General features: G+C 33.2%; 14 protein-coding genes. 10 read left to right on the plus strand and 4 right to left on the minus strand.

The features are described from left to right. Nucleotides 1-114 precede the first annotated feature (114 nt). The 3 genes from LQ189_RS14085 (at nucleotide 115) to LQ189_RS14095 (ending at nucleotide 1,705) form a co-directional block, all read left to right on the plus strand. On the plus strand, nucleotides 115-780 hold the full coding sequence (locus LQ189_RS14085; RefSeq protein ID WP_230158001.1) for a GIN domain-containing protein: 666 nt from the start codon (nucleotides 115-117) through the stop codon (nucleotides 778-780). 80 nt (nucleotides 781-860) lie between these two features. Then, a complete protein-coding gene (locus LQ189_RS14090; RefSeq protein WP_230158002.1) occupies nucleotides 861-1,343 on the plus strand; it encodes a DoxX family protein in 483 nt (160 codons plus the stop codon). 2 nt (nucleotides 1,344-1,345) lie between these two features. Further along, entirely contained in the window at nucleotides 1,346-1,705 is a 360-nt protein-coding gene (locus tag LQ189_RS14095) for a hypothetical protein (RefSeq protein WP_230158003.1), read from the plus strand. A gap of 18 nt (nucleotides 1,706-1,723) precedes the next feature. Here LQ189_RS14095 and LQ189_RS14100 read toward each other — a convergent pair whose 3' ends face one another. Next, nucleotides 1,724-2,362 (minus strand): pyridoxamine 5'-phosphate oxidase family protein, encoded by a 639-nt coding sequence (locus LQ189_RS14100; protein WP_230158004.1) that lies wholly within the window; start codon nucleotides 2,360-2,362, stop codon nucleotides 1,724-1,726. A 324-nt stretch (nucleotides 2,363-2,686) separates the two neighbouring features. Here LQ189_RS14100 and lepA point away from each other — a divergent pair, with 324 nt between their 5' ends. From lepA to LQ189_RS14130, 6 genes are all read left to right on the plus strand, one after another. Then, nucleotides 2,687-4,483, plus strand: a complete 1,797-nt coding sequence (gene lepA / locus LQ189_RS14105) for a translation elongation factor 4 (RefSeq protein WP_230158008.1) — start codon at nucleotides 2,687-2,689, stop codon at nucleotides 4,481-4,483. 65 nt (nucleotides 4,484-4,548) lie between these two features. Next, a complete protein-coding gene (locus LQ189_RS14110; RefSeq protein WP_230158010.1) occupies nucleotides 4,549-4,917 on the plus strand; it encodes a hypothetical protein in 369 nt (122 codons plus the stop codon). 68 nt (nucleotides 4,918-4,985) lie between these two features. After that, nucleotides 4,986-7,478 (plus strand): YbcC family protein, encoded by a 2,493-nt coding sequence (locus tag LQ189_RS14115; RefSeq protein ID WP_230158012.1) that lies wholly within the window; start codon nucleotides 4,986-4,988, stop codon nucleotides 7,476-7,478. A 4-nt stretch (nucleotides 7,479-7,482) separates the two neighbouring features. Then, nucleotides 7,483-9,351 (plus strand): proton-conducting transporter membrane subunit, encoded by a 1,869-nt coding sequence (locus LQ189_RS14120; protein ID WP_230158014.1) that lies wholly within the window; start codon nucleotides 7,483-7,485, stop codon nucleotides 9,349-9,351. A gap of 78 nt (nucleotides 9,352-9,429) precedes the next feature. Further along, nucleotides 9,430-11,037, plus strand: a complete 1,608-nt coding sequence (locus LQ189_RS14125) for a SulP family inorganic anion transporter (RefSeq protein ID WP_230158016.1) — start codon at nucleotides 9,430-9,432, stop codon at nucleotides 11,035-11,037. A 3-nt stretch (nucleotides 11,038-11,040) separates the two neighbouring features. After that, entirely contained in the window at nucleotides 11,041-11,799 is a 759-nt protein-coding gene (locus LQ189_RS14130) for a DUF2490 domain-containing protein (protein WP_230158017.1), read from the plus strand. Between the two features lie 201 nt (nucleotides 11,800-12,000). Here the strand turns inward: LQ189_RS14130 and LQ189_RS14135 are convergent, their stop codons facing one another. The 3 genes from LQ189_RS14135 to LQ189_RS14145 all read right to left on the minus strand — a co-directional run bounded on the left by LQ189_RS14135 (nucleotide 12,001) and on the right by LQ189_RS14145 (nucleotide 17,521). Further along, nucleotides 12,001-12,924 (minus strand): 1-phosphofructokinase family hexose kinase, encoded by a 924-nt coding sequence (locus LQ189_RS14135; RefSeq protein ID WP_230158019.1) that lies wholly within the window; start codon nucleotides 12,922-12,924, stop codon nucleotides 12,001-12,003. A gap of 72 nt (nucleotides 12,925-12,996) precedes the next feature. After that, complete coding sequence (locus LQ189_RS14140) at nucleotides 12,997-16,644, minus strand: M1 family aminopeptidase (protein WP_230158021.1); 3,648 nt, start codon at nucleotides 16,642-16,644, stop codon at nucleotides 12,997-12,999. 1 nt (nucleotide 16,645) lies between these two features. Then, complete coding sequence (locus tag LQ189_RS14145; RefSeq protein ID WP_086455109.1) at nucleotides 16,646-17,521, minus strand: ABC transporter ATP-binding protein; 876 nt, start codon at nucleotides 17,519-17,521, stop codon at nucleotides 16,646-16,648. A 259-nt stretch (nucleotides 17,522-17,780) separates the two neighbouring features. Here LQ189_RS14145 and thiL point away from each other — a divergent pair, with 259 nt between their 5' ends. Further along, complete coding sequence (gene thiL, locus LQ189_RS14150) at nucleotides 17,781-18,827, plus strand: thiamine-phosphate kinase (protein WP_230158023.1); 1,047 nt, start codon at nucleotides 17,781-17,783, stop codon at nucleotides 18,825-18,827. Nucleotides 18,828-18,875: the final 48 nt, after the last annotated feature.

Below are 18,875 nucleotides of genomic sequence, written 5' to 3' on the forward strand. Positions count from 1 at the left end.
AATATTTACAATACTTTAAAACATTACTTAGTTAGTCTCAAATCATAATTTGAAGCGATTGGTGCTGATTTATGGCGCAACTTTGCCCTGTTATTAATCACTAAAAAACTAATTATGAAAAAATTAATCTTGGCAATAACGTTGGTCTTCGCTTCAACTTTTGCACACGCACAACTACAAGGAACAGGAAAAACGATCACCAAAAATTATGACTACAAAAATTTCGACAAGCTTTCTTTTGAAGATTTAGATGGAACTATTGAAGTTGAGATTGGCAAACCTTGGAGCATTGCTATAACTATCGATGACAATTTGGAACGTCTCCTGAGTTTTTCAGAAAACGGTTCGGGTAAAGAACTAAAAATTCAATTCAAAGGAAACCAAAATAACAAAATGTATGTTGAAGATACCAATCTAAAAATAAAAATCACGATGCCAGAGGCAAGTGTCATCAAAAACGTTGGCAACAGTAATTTAACCGTTAAAAATGTTTTGGGTCGTTACTTTAGATTAGAAAACACCGGAAATGGCGAAAGTAAAATTAGCGGAACGATTGACAAATTGGATATCATTAAAACTGGAAATGGCGATGTAAACGCAGAGAATCTAGTTGCTAAAAAAGCCGATTTAAAAAGTACTGGAAACGGAAATATAACTGCCAATGTCAGTGAAAAACTTACTGCAAAATTAACTGGAAACGGTGATGTTATAAACAAAGGAAAAGCCCAATTTGATAGTAATTCGAAAAAATCAGGTAATGGCGATTTGATTGTCAATTAATAAAAATTCAAAGTTCAATGGCAATGGCAATATCAAAATTCAATATCAATTTCAATAAGAAAATCAAAAAATACAACACTATGAAACTACTTACCAAAATCACTAAACCTGTTTTGTTACCACATTGGTCACAAGATCTATTTATTACTATTCCGCGAATTGTTTGTGGGTACTTGCTGGCTTTTAACTTTGGAGCCGATAAATTTGGAATGCCTTGGTCACCTGTTGATGCCAATTTAGGATTGTTTGAAGTCGCTTTTTGGTTTCCCGGTGATGTGGCAAGTTATGGTGGGATTTTTGCCATTGCTCCAGCTTTTTTTGCTTGGATGGGCGCTTTTGCAGAAGCTGTTGGCGGATTGCTACTGTTATTTGGATTTCAGACCCGTATTGCTTCTTTCTTAGTAATTTGCACCATGCTAGTTGCCATATTTATGCAACAAATACAAAATGGATTGTGGAACTGCCTTGCTGCCATAGGATTTCTTTGGGTTACGATGTTCTTTTTAATACTAGGTTCAGGCCGATTTGGAATTGATTATTTACTAACTAAAAACAAAGCTTAATTATGAAAACTAAAAGTATATTTCTAGCACTTGTACTTTCTTTATTTTTAACAAATTGCGTTCAAAAAACCTATAAAAGAACAGTTGTTTTTACTTTGGATGCATCCGAAATAGAAAATGTAAAAAAGGTAGCCATTCGTGGAAAAGACAAACCATTATCTTGGGGTGAAGCTACCGAAATGAAATTGAATGCTACCAATAACACCTATCAAATAACAACCACATTTGTTACCGGCTATAAATTTACAGAAGTAAAATTTGTGGTTAATGACAGTTTAGAATTTGAAAATGAAGACAACCGCAGGGTCGTTTTCTCTGAAAAAGACACTACGTATTACAAAGCGAAGTTCAATAAAATATGAGTCATTGCATATTTAAGTTTAAGGAACTGCCCAAAAACTATCTTGTAAAACACTGTTTTCGTAAAAGAAATTAGCTTTTCTGTTGCCAGTAAAGTCGATGTATAAAAATTCAAGTTCATAGACGGTACAAGCGACAACCGTGAAATTTTCTTGAAACAAATCACTTTCAATATCTGTGGGCTTTAGGGTCGAAAAACGTTCTTCGTATCCCAAGGTTGGATGGTCTGATTTTGAATTGGGTGGTTCCAATGTCATATAACCTAGACGAGCTTGCGGACTAGTTGCGTTCCAACGATCATTTGATAAGGCATCGTTAGTGTGTAAAGTGGCGTGTGCTTTCACAACAATTTGAACCCGTTGGCGCGCATCGTAAAACAAGAGTGAAATGCGATTGTCTTTTTGTAAATCATAACATTTTCGGGAGCGATTGTCCGTGTGAAAGTAAATGATTTTTTGAATTTCATCTACTTTTCTGTTTACTACAATTCGCAAAGCGGCAGTGTTGTTTTCATTTATGGTACCAACGCACATGGTTCGGAAACCGTTTTTTTTCTTGACTGAACCGTTGACTAATTTCTTCCAAGCTAGTTTTTCTAGCTCTTGTAAGTTATAAGAAGTGTCGTTTATGGTAATAGAATCTTGTGGTGAAGTAGGCATAAATAGTTGGTATAAAAGTTTAAATGTAACTGCAAGATGCTCTTGTAAATACGAGCAAAAATACAATAAGAAAGACCCCAAATGAGAATTGCTAAAAAATTAAATTTCAATTGCAGTAACATTAGGCATTGTTGAATCTCTCATAAAAAACTTTTAGCCTATATTTGCAAATTAATTGACTCTTAGTGGGGTTTTGCGTGAGGGATAGCAGCGGCATCCTTTTGTGAAGTGCTAACGGAACAAAAGATAAAGCGCATAGCCCGACGGCTTTTTCTGCCGGCACGCCCACAAGTTGACAAGCAAATTTATTGATATTTACTGAAAATGAAACACATAAGGAATTTTTGCATTATTGCACATATTGATCACGGGAAAAGTACGCTTGCAGACCGTTTACTAGGTGCTACACAAACTGTAACTGCTCGTGAAGAAAAGGCGCAATTGCTTGACAATATGGACTTGGAGCGTGAACGTGGTATTACTATTAAAAGTCACGCCATTCAGATGGAGTACACCTACAAGGGTGAGGAATACATCTTGAACTTGATTGACACTCCGGGACACGTTGATTTTTCGTATGAAGTTTCTCGATCTATTGCTGCCTGCGAAGGTGCGCTTTTGATTGTGGATGCAGCGCAGAGTATTCAGGCACAAACGATTTCAAATTTATATCTGGCTTTAGAAAACGACTTGGAAATCATTCCGGTTTTGAACAAAGTAGATTTGCCAAGCGCCAACCCTGAAGAGGTGAGCGATGATATTATTGACTTATTGGGTTGCGACCTAGAGGATATTATTCACGCCTCTGGAAAAACTGGTTTTGGTGTCGAAAATATATTAGCAGCAATTATTGAAAAAATTCCTGCTCCAAAAGGAAATGTTGACGAGCCTTTGCAAGCTTTGATTTTTGACTCTCATTACAACCCGTTTAGAGGTATTGAGGTTATTTTTAGAGTGGTAAATGGTGAAATTAAAAAAGGGCAAAAAATTAAATTCATGGCTACTGGCAATGAATATTTTGCTGATGAAATAGGTACTTTGAAACTCAATCAAGTGCCAAAACAAGTGATTTCAGCAGGTGATGTTGGATACTTAATTTCTGGAATTAAAGAGGCGAAAGAAGTAAAAGTAGGTGATACACTTACGGATGCAAAAACGCCAACAACGAATATGATTACGGGTTTTGAGGATGTAAAACCGATGGTTTTTGCAGGTATTTATCCTGTTGATACAGAGGATTACGAAGATTTGCGTGCCTCGATGGAAAAACTACAATTGAACGATGCTTCGCTTGTATTTTTGCCTGAGAGTTCAGCAGCTTTAGGTTTTGGTTTCCGATGTGGATTCTTAGGAATGCTACACATGGAAATTATCCAAGAGCGATTGGAGCGCGAGTTTGACATGACTGTAATTACTACGGTTCCTAACGTTTCGTATTTGGCGTATACCAAAAAAGATCCGGAGACACCGTTTATCATTAACAACCCTTCTGATTTACCGGAACCTTCACGTTTAGACCGTGTAGAGGAGCCTTTTATCAAGGCAACTATCATCACTAAAGCTGATTTTGTGGGTAACGTAATGAGTTTGTGTATTGAAAAACGTGGTGTAATTACCAATCAAACTTACTTGACAACAGAGCGTGTTGAATTGAATTTTGACATGCCACTTGCAGAGATTGTATTTGATTTTTACGATAGATTGAAAACGGTTTCTAAAGGGTATGCCTCATTTGACTACTCTCCAATAGGAATGCGTACATCTAAGTTGGTTAGACTTGATGTATTATTGAACTCGCAATCTGTAGATGCTTTGTCTGCGTTGATTCACGAGAGTAATGCCTACAACATTGGTAAAAAAATGTGTGAAAAATTGCGCGAATTGATTCCGAGACAGCAATTTGACATTCCAATTCAAGCAGCCATTGGTGCTAAAATCATTGCACGTGAAACAATCAAAGCATTGCGTAAAGACGTTACAGCAAAATGTTACGGAGGAGATATTTCTCGTAAACGTAAACTTCTTGAAAAACAGAAAAAAGGTAAAAAGAGAATGCGATTGGTAGGGAATGTTGAAATCCCTCAAGAAGCATTCATGGCCGTATTAAAATTGAATGATTAAAGATATAATCATACGCTTTTATTATTTTTTTTAATAGTTTTGCTTGACTACTACTTATTATTACAATGATTAAAAAAACATTATTCCTATTCACAATTCTCACATACTTTGTATGTGGGAATTTGTCGTATGGAAATAATACACCTGAAGTCAGTAATAATTTTAAGAATTATAAAGTTGAGCACGCAAAATCTTATGGGTTTTCTGCTCTAAATGAAATTGAAAATGATTTTGAATTTATCAATTTTGACATTGAAGAAGATGTTGAATTTGGTGATGATTTAGAAAAATGTTTCACTGGAGTTAGTTCTAATTTTGGTTTATTTTCATATTCCAAAAATCAAAAAATCTACAATAAAACACTTTTTTGTATCCTACAAAAAAGTATTCCTTTATACGATCTTTTCTGTAACTGGAAGCTTAATTTAAGTTAATACAATATTCATAACTGTTTGCTCTATACAAGCAAATTCACATTGTTATTAACTTAATTTAGAATATAATGAATTTAACTTCATTGCGATTTGTGGAGGAGGCAACTCTTCACAAACTTTCGCATTTTCTACCTGCACAAAATCCGTTGAAAGACTTTATGCATCATAACACATTACATGCTTTTCAGGACAAAGACTTCTTTACTGCCTTGCAAGAATCATCTGAAATATTTGGTTATAAAACGTTTTTACCGCTTTCTGATTTTAGAAACAAGCTAAAAAACAACCAAATAAATGCAGCAATTCTTGATAAAATTATTTATCAGAAAAAAGGAGAAGACAACTTTTTATCTTGGAAAGAAAATGTTATACATAAAAATTACGACGAATCCATTCATCCTAAGATTGGAAAACTTAGAAGTCTTTGGAAAGAAAAATACGCCATAAACTTAGACAAATCCACGCATGGTATTCTTTTTAGAATCTTATGTAGTTATTTAGATCAAGGGATTTCTGTTTGGACATTTCCTGTTCATAAAGACGGGTTTTTAGCCTCCATAAAAGAATTAGACGAAAATGGTGTTTTTAGTATTTTTTCAACGGCAAGAGCTAAGAAATTACTAAAAGAAGACACTTCCATTTATAAATTACTTCAAATTTTAGTTGGAGAAGGTTTGTATTTTGAAAATTATCTCTTTGATCAACAATTTTCTCATCCTGGATGGAGCGGTATGATTGCAACTTTAGAAAGCAATCCCACTTCACTTTTAGATGAAAGAAAAATAACTTTAAAAGAACTTATTACTTTCGAGTTACTTTTAGAAATTGACGCTTTAGATAAAAAATTTGGTGAAAATTGGGAACCTTTAATCTCCAAAATCACTTTTGATGCCGAAAATTTATTTTCTCAATCTGCCTATTCAGAATATTTTGAAGTGCTTTCTATTTGGCAAGAAGCTTTTGAATGGACCTTTTACAACCAAGCCTTAACAGGTTTACAACATAAAACAAGTGTAAAAACATCAAAAGAAACTACAAAATTTCAAGCTTTCTTTTGTATGGACGACAGAGAATGTTCATTGCGTAGACATATCGAAGCTTTAGAACCTGATGCAAAAACGTTTGGAACTGCTGCGTTTTTTAATTTCGAATTTTTCTATCAACCTATAAATGGAAAATTCTTTACCAAATTATGTCCAGCACCTGTGACTCCAAAATTTTTAATTAAAGAATTACCGAGAAAAAAGAAAAGCGCTAAAGATTATCATTACCATAAGAAATCGCATTCTTTAGTATTCGGCTGGCTTATTTCTCAAACTTTAGGATATACCTCAGCGTTTAAATTGTTTTTAAATATTTTTAAACCGAGCATGTCACCAGCCACTTCTTCTTCATTTAAACATTTGAATAAGAAATCGCAATTAGTTATTGAAAACACCAACCCAAAGGAAACTATTGAAGGTTTACAAGTTGGTTTTTCAGTTGAAGAAATGGCAAACCGTGTAGAAGGGATTTTAAAAAGTATTGGTTTAGTGGAAAACTTCGCACCTCTTGTGTATGTGGTTGGCCACGGCGCGACAAGCGTAAACAACACCCATTTTGCGGGTTACGATTGCGGTGCGTGTAGCGGAAGACCAAGTAGTGTGAACGCGAAAGTATTAAGCTTCGCAGCCAATCATGTAAAAGTTCGTGAAATTTTGGCTGAAAGAGGCATTTTAATTCCAATTGAAACTCAGTTTTTACCCGCTTTACATGATACAACTAGAGATGAAATTGTTTTTTACGATGAAGAATTACTTTCTGTAATAAATACTTTTTCACATAAAGAAAACAACAAAACATTCACAGACGCTTTAGCAAATAATGCCAAAGAACGCTCTAGACGATTTGATACCATAAATTCTAACGAAAGCATTTCAAAAGTACATGAGAAAATAAAAAATCGTTCGGTTTCACTATTTGAACCTCGACCTGAATTAAATCATGCAACAAATGCCATGTGTATTGTTGGAAGAAGAAGTGTTTCGGACCATGTATTTCTAGACAGACGTTCGTTTATGAATTCTTTTGATTATGAAGTAGATCCAAAAGGCGATTATTTAGCTGGAATTTTAAATGCCGTAGCTCCAGTTGGTGGCGGAATTAATTTAGAATATTATTTTTCTAGAGTCGACAATCATAAACTCGGCGCAGGTTCCAAATTACCTCATAATGTAATGGGATTAATTGGCGTTGCGAATGGAATTGACGGCGATTTACGACCAGGTTTACCTAGTCAAATGATTGAAGTTCACGATCCATTACGATTATTAATTGTAGTAGAACATTTTCCTGAAATTGTAAAATATGCCATAACAAAAGTTCCCGCAACTTACGAATGGTTTATCAATAATTGGGTTAATTTGGTTGCCTTACATCCAGAAACTAAAGAACTATATCGTTTTGTGAATGGTGAATTTGAAATTTATAAACCCGTTTTTTATAACATACAAACTATCGATAATTCTTTGGAATATGCGATAACGAGTTCGGAAAATTTAAACATAACGCTACTAAAATAAGATGATGACAAATGAATTTTTATTAGTATTTATCATCATTCCTATTGTAGGATTTTTGATTAGTTTTTTTATTCCTGAAAAGAAAGAGTCTTGGTTATCTTGGACGGCATTTACAACCGTTTTTGTTCAGTTTTTAGTGCTATGCGTTTTTATTTCCTATTGGATAATTAACGGCAGCAAAGATTTAAATTTATTCGAAGTTTCTTTAGTCAAAACAAATGACTACGACTTCTTCATAGATTTTTATTTCGACAAAGTAACAGCTGTTTATTTATTCATTGGTGCTTTATTAACCTCAATGATAACAACATATAGTCGCTATTATTTACATCGAGAAAAAGGATACAAACGTTTTTTTATTACTGTTTTATTCTTCTTTTTTGGATATAATTTAGCCATTTTATCAGGAAATTTTGAAACCTTATTTATTGGTTGGGAAATTATCGGAATTTCATCATTTTTACTAATTGGTTTTTACAGAGAACGTTATTTACCTGTAAAAAATGCGTTCCGAGTATTTTCAATCTATAGAATTGGTGATGTGGGAATTATTTTAGCGATGTGGGCCAGTCATCATTTGTTTCATGAAAACATCACTTTTATCCGACTGCATAATTACGAATTGGTCAACGAACATTTGCAAAATCATACCTTAATCGGTTCATTTATTGCCTTATGTTTGGCGTGTGCAGCAGCAGTAAAATCTGCTCAAGTACCTTTTTCTTCTTGGTTACCAAGAGCTATGGAAGGTCCTACGCCATCAAGTGCTATTTTTTACGGTTCACTTTCGGTGCATTTAGGTGCTTTTTTAATGTTACGAACCATGCCTTTTTGGGAACACCAAACGTCTATGCGAATTGCCATTGGTGTGATGGGATTTACCACAAGTATCATTACCACTTTGATTGCTAGAGTACAATCCTCCGTAAAAAGTCAAATTGCTTATAGTTCGATTTCTCAAATTGGATTGATATTTATTGAAATTGCTTTAGGATTCGAAACATTAGCTTTATTTCATATAGCTGGAAATGCGTTTTTAAGAACCTATCAATTATTGGTTTCACCATCTGTGGTAAGTTATTTAATCCGAGAACAATTTTACAATTTCGTACCTAAACAAGTAAGCAAAAGTATCATTCCTAAAAAAATAGAAAATGCTTTATATGTGTTAAGTTTAAACGAATTTCACTTGGAAAAAATCATTAGAATTTTCCTGTGGAATCCATTAAACACAATTGGTAACAAATTAAATTTCTTAAACCTAAGAAAATTATTCTTTTTGTTTTTAAGCACGTATTTAGCAGGAAGCATCACTTTGTATTACAAAAATTCCATTCCAAGTTACGTGACTAATTATTTACCTGAAGTTTTCGCTACCATTGGATTGGTATTCGTTTTCAAAGCCTTTTCAGAAAGGAAAAGTCCGTTTGTGGCTTGGCTACTAATTGTTTTTAATCATTTCTGGATTGTGTTAGCCATTTTGTTTAACGAAAAAGTAAGCTATTACGAAATATCCCTTTATATCACAGGAATTGTAATTGCGGGAACTATTGGTTACATCGCTTTATTGAAATTAAAAACAATGGAAAAAAGAATTTTATTAAGTCAACATTCTGGACACGTTTATGAACATCCAAAATTTGCTTTCTTTTTCTTATTAGCAGCACTTGGCGTTACCGGTTTTCCTATCACTTCCACTTTTATTGGCGAAGATTTATTGTTTAGCCATATTGAAAGTCACCAAGTAGTTTTAGCTTTTTTAGTGGCAAGTAGTTTTGTGGTTTCTGGAATTGCTGGCGTTAGAATTTACACCAGACTTTTCTTAGGAACACACATCAAAACCTATCACGAATTACCTTATAAATCATCATAAGAAGAAATAAGATTACAGACGAAAGATTATAGACTTTTCGTAAATATTTAAATTATAAATAAAAACACATTCATTTCTATGAACTCAAAAATAAAAAAATTCATCCCTGCAGACGGAATTGCGGGATTAAAAGAAAATTTCTCATCAGATGCCATATCTGGTTTTATCGTATTTTTATTAGCGCTTCCTTTAAGTTTAGGAATTGCCAAAGCATCAGAATTTCCACCAATTATGGGATTAATTACTGCCATTATTGGTGGTTTATTAGTCAGTTTAATTTCAGGTTCACGATTAACTATAAAAGGACCAGCTGCTGGATTAATCGTAATTGTAGCTAGCGCAGTTGCCGAATTTGGAAAAGGCGACCCGATTTTAGGTTGGAAATTAGCCTTAGGAGCCATGGTAATTGCGGGTTTTGTTCAAATTTTATTTGGCGTTTTAAAACTAGGAAAACTTGCCGATTTCTTTCCACTTTCAGCCATTCATGGTATGTTAGCCGCCATTGGAATTATTATTATTGCGAAACAAATTCCGGTATTATTAAATGACAATCCTACCTTAGCAAAAGGAAAAGGTCCTTTAGAATTATTAGCTAACATTCCGAATTTCATTATGAATTTAGACTATAAAGCTACTATTATTGGTGTGGTGAGTTTAGCCATTATGTTAGGTTGGCCATATATCAAAAACAAGTATATCAAAATGTTTCCAGCACCACTTGTAGTTTTATTATTCGCTATTCCTGCAGAATTATATATGGATTTCGCTCATACAGAACCGGCTTATTCTTTGGTAAAAATTGGAAATTTAGTAGATAACATTAATTTCAATGCTAGTTTTGAAGGAATTTCACAAACAGGAACTTTTATCAAATTCGTAATTATGTTTGCTTTGGTTGGAACTTTAGAAAGTTTATTAACTGTAAAAGCAATAGATTTAGTTGATCCTTTCAAAAGAAAATCGAACGCTAATAAAGATTTAATTGCGGTTGGAATTGGAAATGTTTTCGCTGCTTTTTTAGGTGGTTTACCAATGATTGCTGAAGTAGCACGTAGTTCTTCAAATGTGAACAATGGTGGAAAAACACGTTGGGCGAATTTCTTCCATGGTTTTTTCATTTTAGCCTTTTTATTAGTCGCTTCCCCATTATTAGAAATGATTCCGAATGCCGCATTAGCAGCCATGTTAGTTACGGTTGGAATAAAATTAGCGCATCCAAAAGAATTCATTCATACATTTGAAATAGGAAAAGAACAATTAGCTATATTTTTAGTGACTATTTTCTTTACTTTGTTTGAAGATTTATTAGTGGGTATTGCTGCCGGTATGGTTTTAAACATGATCATTCACTTATTACACGGAACTCCAATTTCATCATTTTTTAAAGCGCCAACTGAAGTCGCTTTCGAAGGAAATGAGTATTTAGTAACGATTAGTAAAGCTGCAATTTTTACAAATTTTTTAGGAATTAAAAGAAAATTAGAAGAAATCCCATACGGATTTAATGTTACTATCGACTTGAAAAACACTAAGCTTGTAGACAATTCTGTTATGGAAAACTTAGAACATTTTGTTCATGATTATGAATCGAATGGAGGAAAAGTAACCATTAAAGGATTAGAAAACCATACTGCTTTCTCCGCTCATCCAAAATCGTCTAGAAAAAATTTAAATTTTATAAATTAACAAATGAAAAAATATAGACATTTCTTAGTAGCTCTCGTTGGGCTACTAGGAATTCTGTTGCCAAATAGTTCAAACGCACAAGTAAAAACAAGTAATAACGATGTTTGGTTTCATTATGTTGGAAAAAACATGTTAAGCCAAAAGTTATCGTTTACACTAGAAGCCACTATGCGATATGCCAACGGGGTTTCAGAAAAGCAACAATATTTTGTGAGACCCTCTTTTGATTATCAGTTTACTAATAAATTCAATGGTAGTATTGGTTATTCGCATTACAACACCTATGTATATGGAAGTCCGTCTTTAAACAAAACAGACATTCCTGAAGATCATGTTTGGATTCAAGGAACGTTTGTGCATTCTAAAGGAAAATTCAAATTTACACATCGTTTAAGAGATGAATTTAGATTTGTAGGCATACCAATTAAAAACGGATCAGATTATTCAATTGATCAATACGATTACCGAAACAGATTGCGATATATGTTCTTGATGAATTATACTTTAACGAAAAAAGAAGATAAAGTCAAATTGTTCGGAATTCTGGGCGATGAAGCTTTTTTTAATTTGGGTTCCAATGCTGGAAAAACTTTCTTCAATCAAAATAGAATTATTGGAGGTTTAGGCTATAATATTGATAAAAACCAACAAATTCAATTGAGTTACATCCATCAAAATATTTGGAATTATACGAATACGTTACAAGAAAGTAATCCAACCGTTAGGATATCCTACATCACTAACATTAGTTTGTTTAAATAAATGTATACTTTGAAAGAAGTAGTGTTTTGATCAAATAAGAGATCTATATTTCACATTCCTATTATACAAAAATGATGGAGCAAAATCGACCAACTTTTGTAAGCTATAAATTAGTACTATTAGATTAAGGAGTATTTATAAAACACCATCCTACTGATTTCTTATAAAACCCAATAACGAAAGTTATTGGGTTTTATTTTTTTACATTTCACCCAACAATTGAATCACATCTTCCGTTTTAAACAATTGAGTTCCTTCGTTCATAGTTGCTGCAGAACCACAAGCAACTCCCATTTGTATCACTTCTTTTAAAGTTTTGTTTTGAGACAATGCCCACACCATACCACCCACCATACTGTCACCAGCTCCTACGGTACTTTTCTTTTCTACTTTTGGTGCTTGAACAAAATGAGTTTCGTCTTGAGTTACTAAAATGGCTCCATCAGCTCCTAGTGAAACTACAACAATTTCAGCACTTTTATTTTCTATTAATTGTTTGGCCGCTTTCTCAACCTCTGGAAATTCTAATCGATCTACACCAATTAACTTTGCTAATTCTCCAATGTTGGGCTTTATCAAGTAGACTCCTGTTTCTAAAACTTTTTTCAGTGGTTCACCAGATGTATCTACAATAACTTTGATGTTAGAGGCTTTAGCTATTTGGGCTATTTGTTGGTAAAAATCAGTTGCTAATCCTTCATTTAAGCTTCCGCTTATTACCAAGTAACCCGTTTGCAACGTTTTTACTTTTTGCAAAATTTCATCTTGTTCAGCTGGAGACAACTCATTTCCTGGAAAACCAAAACGGTATTGCGATTGTGTTTCTGAATCAAAAGCAATAAAATTTTCTCGTGTCCAGCTTTTAGTTCTTATTAATTCAAATTGCAAACCTTCTTTTGTAATTAATTCTTCGAGCAATTCGCCAGAAGAACCTCCAGAAGTAAAAATGCATTTGGACGTACCTCCAAGTTTTGCAATGGCTTTCGAAACATTGATTCCGCCACCACCAGCGTCATAGCGTGGTTTTCCACATCTAATTTTTTGCTCAGCGATAAGTCCTGCAAAATGAGTTGATTTATCTAAGGAAGGATTTATGGTCAGTGTTACAATGGGTTTCGTTTTCATGTAATTAAATTGTTGAAAGAAATATAAATTTAGTCAAAAAAAAGCGAAATCTATATAGACTTCGCTTTCTTTTTACAATTTCCTTCTGTTATCATCAGAATTTGTATCGATCAACTTATTATAAGGGTCAACGCCAACTTCTGTAGGTTTTTCGTTCACCATCAACACCACTGTATTATCAATAGTATTAATTTTTAATTTTTTTAGATACAATTCTTTATCTGTTTTTTTTCCTTTAATGGTTTGCTCCGAAAAAATTCCAATTTCTACATAGTCTTGTAAAGGAAACGATTCTGTAGGATACTTGTCGCCTTTCCTAGTGAACTTTAATGTTTTTCCTTTAGGATCTGTGAAGATTCTTTTTCCTTCCTTGTCAGCTTTATACTTTGAAACTTCAAACTGAATCGTAACTTGAAATTTGCCATTTGGCATTTTTTTAGAAGTCACATTACTAATTCTGTTATCGTATAAAGTTATTGTCTCAAACATATCATTAATAACATATTGTAACGAATCTGGAGTTGCTTTTTTCAATTCGTTAACTAATTCTATTGAGTTGGTATAGGGAGCGTCTTGAAAAGCCACCTTACTTATATAACTCTTTAAGGTATTGTTCATTTTCTGTTCTCCAATATAATCACTTAAGGCATACAATACCAATGATCCTTTCTCATAATGAATGTATTGTTGGTTTTCGTTAAACATTAAAGGTTGTTCTTTTTTGCTTTCAAAAGTTCGTCCTTGTAAATATTTATCTAGTGCGTCTTTTAAAAATCGTCGCATTTTAGATTTTCCATATGTTTGTTCTAAAACTTTTAATGAACTGTATTCTGACAAACTCTCAGAGAGTAATGTTGCCCCTTGAACATTGCCACCTATAACTTGGTGAGCCCACCACTGATGTGCTACCTCGTGTGATGTAACTGCAAAAGGATAATCAACAGCGTCTTGATTGTCGTCATTTACATCAGCTATAAAACCTATGGCTTCAGAGTAAGGGATCGTATTAGCAAATGATTGTGCAAATTGACCTTGTGTTTTAGGATATTCAATAATTCGAACTTGTTTGTGCTGGTACGGACTGAAATTTTTAGTATAATACTCTAGGGATTTCTTTACACCTGCAATCATTCGATTTAAGTTGTATTCGTGTCCTTTGTGGTAATATATTTCAATATTTACATTTTTCCATTTGTCTCGTTTAACCTCATATCGAGCAGAGTTAAAAGCATAGAAATTAAGCATTTTTTTATCCATTTTATAATGGAAATAATTTCGTCCGTTTTTTTGCCATTTCTTTTTTAAATAACCAGGTGCTATAGCTGTTTGATCTCCAGAGGTACTTACTGTGGTTTCAAATGTTAACCAATCCGCATCAGAACTGATATAAGTGTTTTTCCTAGCAATACTATCTGTTGGTTTAGCCATTCTATCTTTTGGTTTCAGCCCGTATTTTTTTCGAACATCATCATCTGTCAATTCACTTGAAGCTGAATATCCTAGAGAAGGAAAAATATCATTATTAATAAACGTTCCATTATATAAAACAGGAGAGTTATTTTTAAAGAAAGTATTTGGCTTATTCTTTACAACAAAACTCATTTGGATAGAGTCACCAGGTTGCAGTGCTTGCTCTAATTTATATATGTTAAAATTATAAAGTGTATCCTTAGAAACCAACTTGTTTTTGACATTGAAACTAACTTGGGTTCCTTCTTTATAATCCACCAAAATAGAGTCAATTACTTGAGTTGATTTATTTTTTAAAATGTATTTCCCATTAGCAACAAAATTGCGTTCCTCTGGAAACAAATCCATATCAATTTTAATATCTGTAATTCTTGGTTGAATTTTGTTCTCGAACTTTTTGTATTTCTTTTCCCAATTTACAATTTCTAGCTCCTGTTCGTTACCGCTTTTATTTTCGTTTAAAATATTATCTTGATAATACAACGCTCCACCAATTCCTAAAAAAACGAATGTTGCCGCTACCAGTAGCAATGCAATTTGCTTTGTAAATCTGATTTTAAAATCAGACCAACGACCCTTAAAAGATTGTACCGTACCTCTAGTCCAAAAAAGTAATGCTAAACCAAAGAAAATAATTCCAAGTGCTAACCAATATATTTTATAGAGAAAATAAGATGACAATCTGTGACCGTAACCATTCATATCAGAAAAACTATAACCCGTATCGCTATTAAACTGATAAATTAGTTGTTCAACCCCTATTGCTGGCAGAAAACTTAATCCTATGTAAAAAAGTAAAAGGATAAAGAATCCTAACAAATAGTTTTTAACTAATGTTTGAATAAGAACTGCCATTAATGCCCAAATTATATATTCGATCCATTTTAAGGCATACAATTCAAATAGATAATGACCTATTTCAAAATTAAAATAACCTTTATACACCTGAAACAAAATCCCCGAAAACATAATTACTAAAAGTAATACCATTTGCATTTTGACAATGGCAATAAACTTTGACAAAAGTAAAACCCAGTTAGGAGTAGGTGTTACATCTATTAAATGAAACATTCTAGTGGTAGTAGCACGATGAATTAAAATCCCAGAAAAAAGAAAGGTTAAAATATTGATAAACAACCCAAAAGTACTTCCCGGAATTTCGAGCATTTGCCAAGTAACCGGATAGGTTTCTGTTCCAAAAAATGCACCCGAAGACAAAGCTGTAATTAAAATAAAAAGCATTCCTACAAGCACAATGCTGATAAATATCCAGTTTTTCACAATAAATTTAAAATCTACTTGAGATAAACTCCAAGCTGTTTTCAAATTTTGTTTGGTTGAATAATCATACCCTACTTTAGGCAAGTTGACTTTAGTAATTCCACCAAAATTGTTCTTCGTAATACGCTCATTATCTTTACTTTTTCTTAGTGTTAATGCTGTTTGAGTAAATGAAAAATAGCGGTACATAAGACCTAGAATTACCATAGAAACAGTCAACCAAATTGCCCTATTGTAAATAATAGCTCCCTTAAAAGGCAGTAAATTTTCGTTTTTCTCGTAAACAGTCCAATACTTTGTATAATAACTTAAAGCTTCACTACCAAAAGGATCAAAAAGCGCAACCAAAAATCGATTCTCATTTTCTTTTGTAAAACTACTTACAATACCTTGCACAAATAAAAGAAGTAAAACAGTAATGAAACCAACCGAAATATTACGGGTAATTGTTACTACTGAAAAAACAATTACACCAAAAAACGCTAAATTAGGGATTATAAATATCAAATAACTTTGCAAATAGGCCATAAAACTATGCGGACCCAATAACTGTGGGTTTACTCCTGGTAAAAATGAAGCTAAAAAAGCACCTAAACCAATGCAAAGCGTGATTAAAATAACAACTAATAAGGAACTGAAAAACTTACTCATTAAGTAATCCCATTTGCTAAATGGATACGAAAACAAGATAGAATGCATGTTATATTTAAAATCACGATAAACGGACGCACCTATAATGGAGGGTAATAAAAAATAAATAAAAACTGATAATGCGTTTAACATATTGTTTAATGCTATAGGCGAATTTGCCATAGCGTTAGAGGCCGTAGTAGTTTTAAAACTATCAAAAATTCCAAGACTACTAGCCATCATTAACATAGAAAATGCCATGAAAATTCCGGCGTATATATAAAAAGTTGGATTTTTTAGCCACCTTTTTAATTCAAAAGTAAATAAGGTTCCAAACATTTTATAAGTCTTTTTTTAGTGCAACAAAATATACATCTTCTAATTGTGGTTCTGCCTGAACAAAACTTTCATTTGGCTTTTCCTGACTATACACTCTAATGTTTAGCGTGTTGTCTTGGTTGTAATTAGAAGAAATTACATTAAAGTCTTTTTCGTTTTGTTCCAATGCTTCTCTTTCAATAATTTTGGTCCAAATTTGACCTGAAAGCTCAGCTGTTGCAGCTTTAGGAGTACTTTGATTTAATATTTTTCCACCATTTAGAATGGCCATTTCATTACATAATTCTTTTACATCATCAACAATGTGCGTTGAAAAAATAACGGTATGATTTGTACCTATTTCTCTTAGTACGTTTAAAAAACGGTGTCTTTCCGCAGGATCTAAACCAGCAGTAGGTTCATCAACAATGATTAACTTTGGATTATTTAACAACAATTGCGCAATACCAAAACGCTGTTTCATACCACCTGAATAGCCATTTACATTCTTCATTCTAACGTCATACAAATTAGTAACTTCTAATACTTGTTTGACAATTACTGTTCGCTCTTTTTGAGATGAAATTCCTTTTAATCGGGCAAAATAATCTAGTAAATCTTCTGCAGACATATTAGGATAAACACCAAATTCTTGAGGTAAGTATCCCAAAATTTTACGCAATTCCATTTGATTTTCAAGAACATTAATTCCATCAAATTCTATGGAACCTGAATCCGGTTTTTGTAAAGTAGCTATAGTACGCATTAAACTAGATTTTCCCGCACCATTAGGACCCAAAAGTCCGAACATTCCTGTTCCAATTTCTAAATTCAAATTATCCAATGCTTTTACACCATTGCTATACGTCTTGCTCAAGTTACTAATCTTTAACTTCATGATTTATTGGTTTAGTTAAGTCAGATTAGTATCGTATTTACTAAAATGTTACCAATTATTTCTTATTTTTATTACTAATTTATCCTTATCGACATGGCAAACTACTGAACCTCATCACAATAATAAAGGAAAAAAAATGGGTTCCTTTTAGCTTTTTACCTAATTTAAAAACTGTAAAACCTTTGATCTATGATAATTCAAAAATGCTTTGAAACGTTGAGTCTTTGCGACAAACAAAAATCCTTTGTACCTTTGCTACATGATAGAAGATAAAAACCCACAACGCACCAGCATTGCTCAACTAGGAGAATTTGGACTAATAGATCACTTGACAAAAAACTTCGAAATTACACAAGCTTCTACTCTAAAAGGAATTGGGGATGACGCAGCTGTTTTAGACTTCAAGGACAAAAAAGTGGTAGTGTCTACTGACTTGTTAATTGAAGGAGTGCATTTTGATTTGGCTTACATGCCCTTAAAACATTTAGGATATAAAGCTGTTGTAGTCAATGTTTCGGATATTTGTGCCATGAATGCTAAGGCAACTCAAATAACCGTTTCGGTTGCGGTTTCTAACAGATTTCCACTAGAAGCTCTTGAAGAATTATTTGACGGTATTACACATGCCGCTGCAGAATACAAAGTTGATGTGATTGGTGGAGATACTACCTCATCTCAAAAAGGATTGATCATAAGTATTACAGCTATTGGCGAAGCCAATGAAGAGGAAATCGTATATAGAAATGGGGCTAAGGAAACTGATTTACTGGTTGTAACAGGTGATATTGGCGCTGCTTATATGGGTTTACAAGTCCTAGAGAGAGAGAAACAAGTGTTTCAAGTGAATCCAAATAATCAACCTGACTTAGACGCTTATACTTATTTGATAGAACGTCAATTAAAGCCTGAAGCCCGAAAAGATGTACGCACCTTATTGCACGCCTTAGAAGTAAAACCTACCGCAATGATTGATATATCAGATGGATTATCATCAGAGATCATGCACATTTGCAAACAATCAAAAGTAGGTTGTAATTTATATGAAGATAAATTACCTATTGACCCACAGTTTATAAATGTTTGCGAAGAATTTAATATTGATAGCACAACAGTAGCCATTAACGGCGGCGAAGATTACGAATTGTTATTTACAATTTCGATTCAAGATTTTGAGAAAATAAAAGCCAATCCTAACTTTACAATTATTGGTCACATGACTCAAGAAAGTGAAGGCATTCATTTAATTACCCGTGCAAATACCAAGATTACACTCAAAGCCCGTGGATGGGATGCTTTAAGTGAATAACTACTGGTCTTAAAAACAAAACCTATTTAAAATGCCACAAGAAGTTCA

The sequence above is a fragment of the Flavobacterium sp. CECT 9288 genome, assembly GCF_918731615.1.
In the GTDB taxonomy this organism is placed as follows: Bacteria; Bacteroidota; Bacteroidia; order Flavobacteriales; family Flavobacteriaceae; genus Flavobacterium.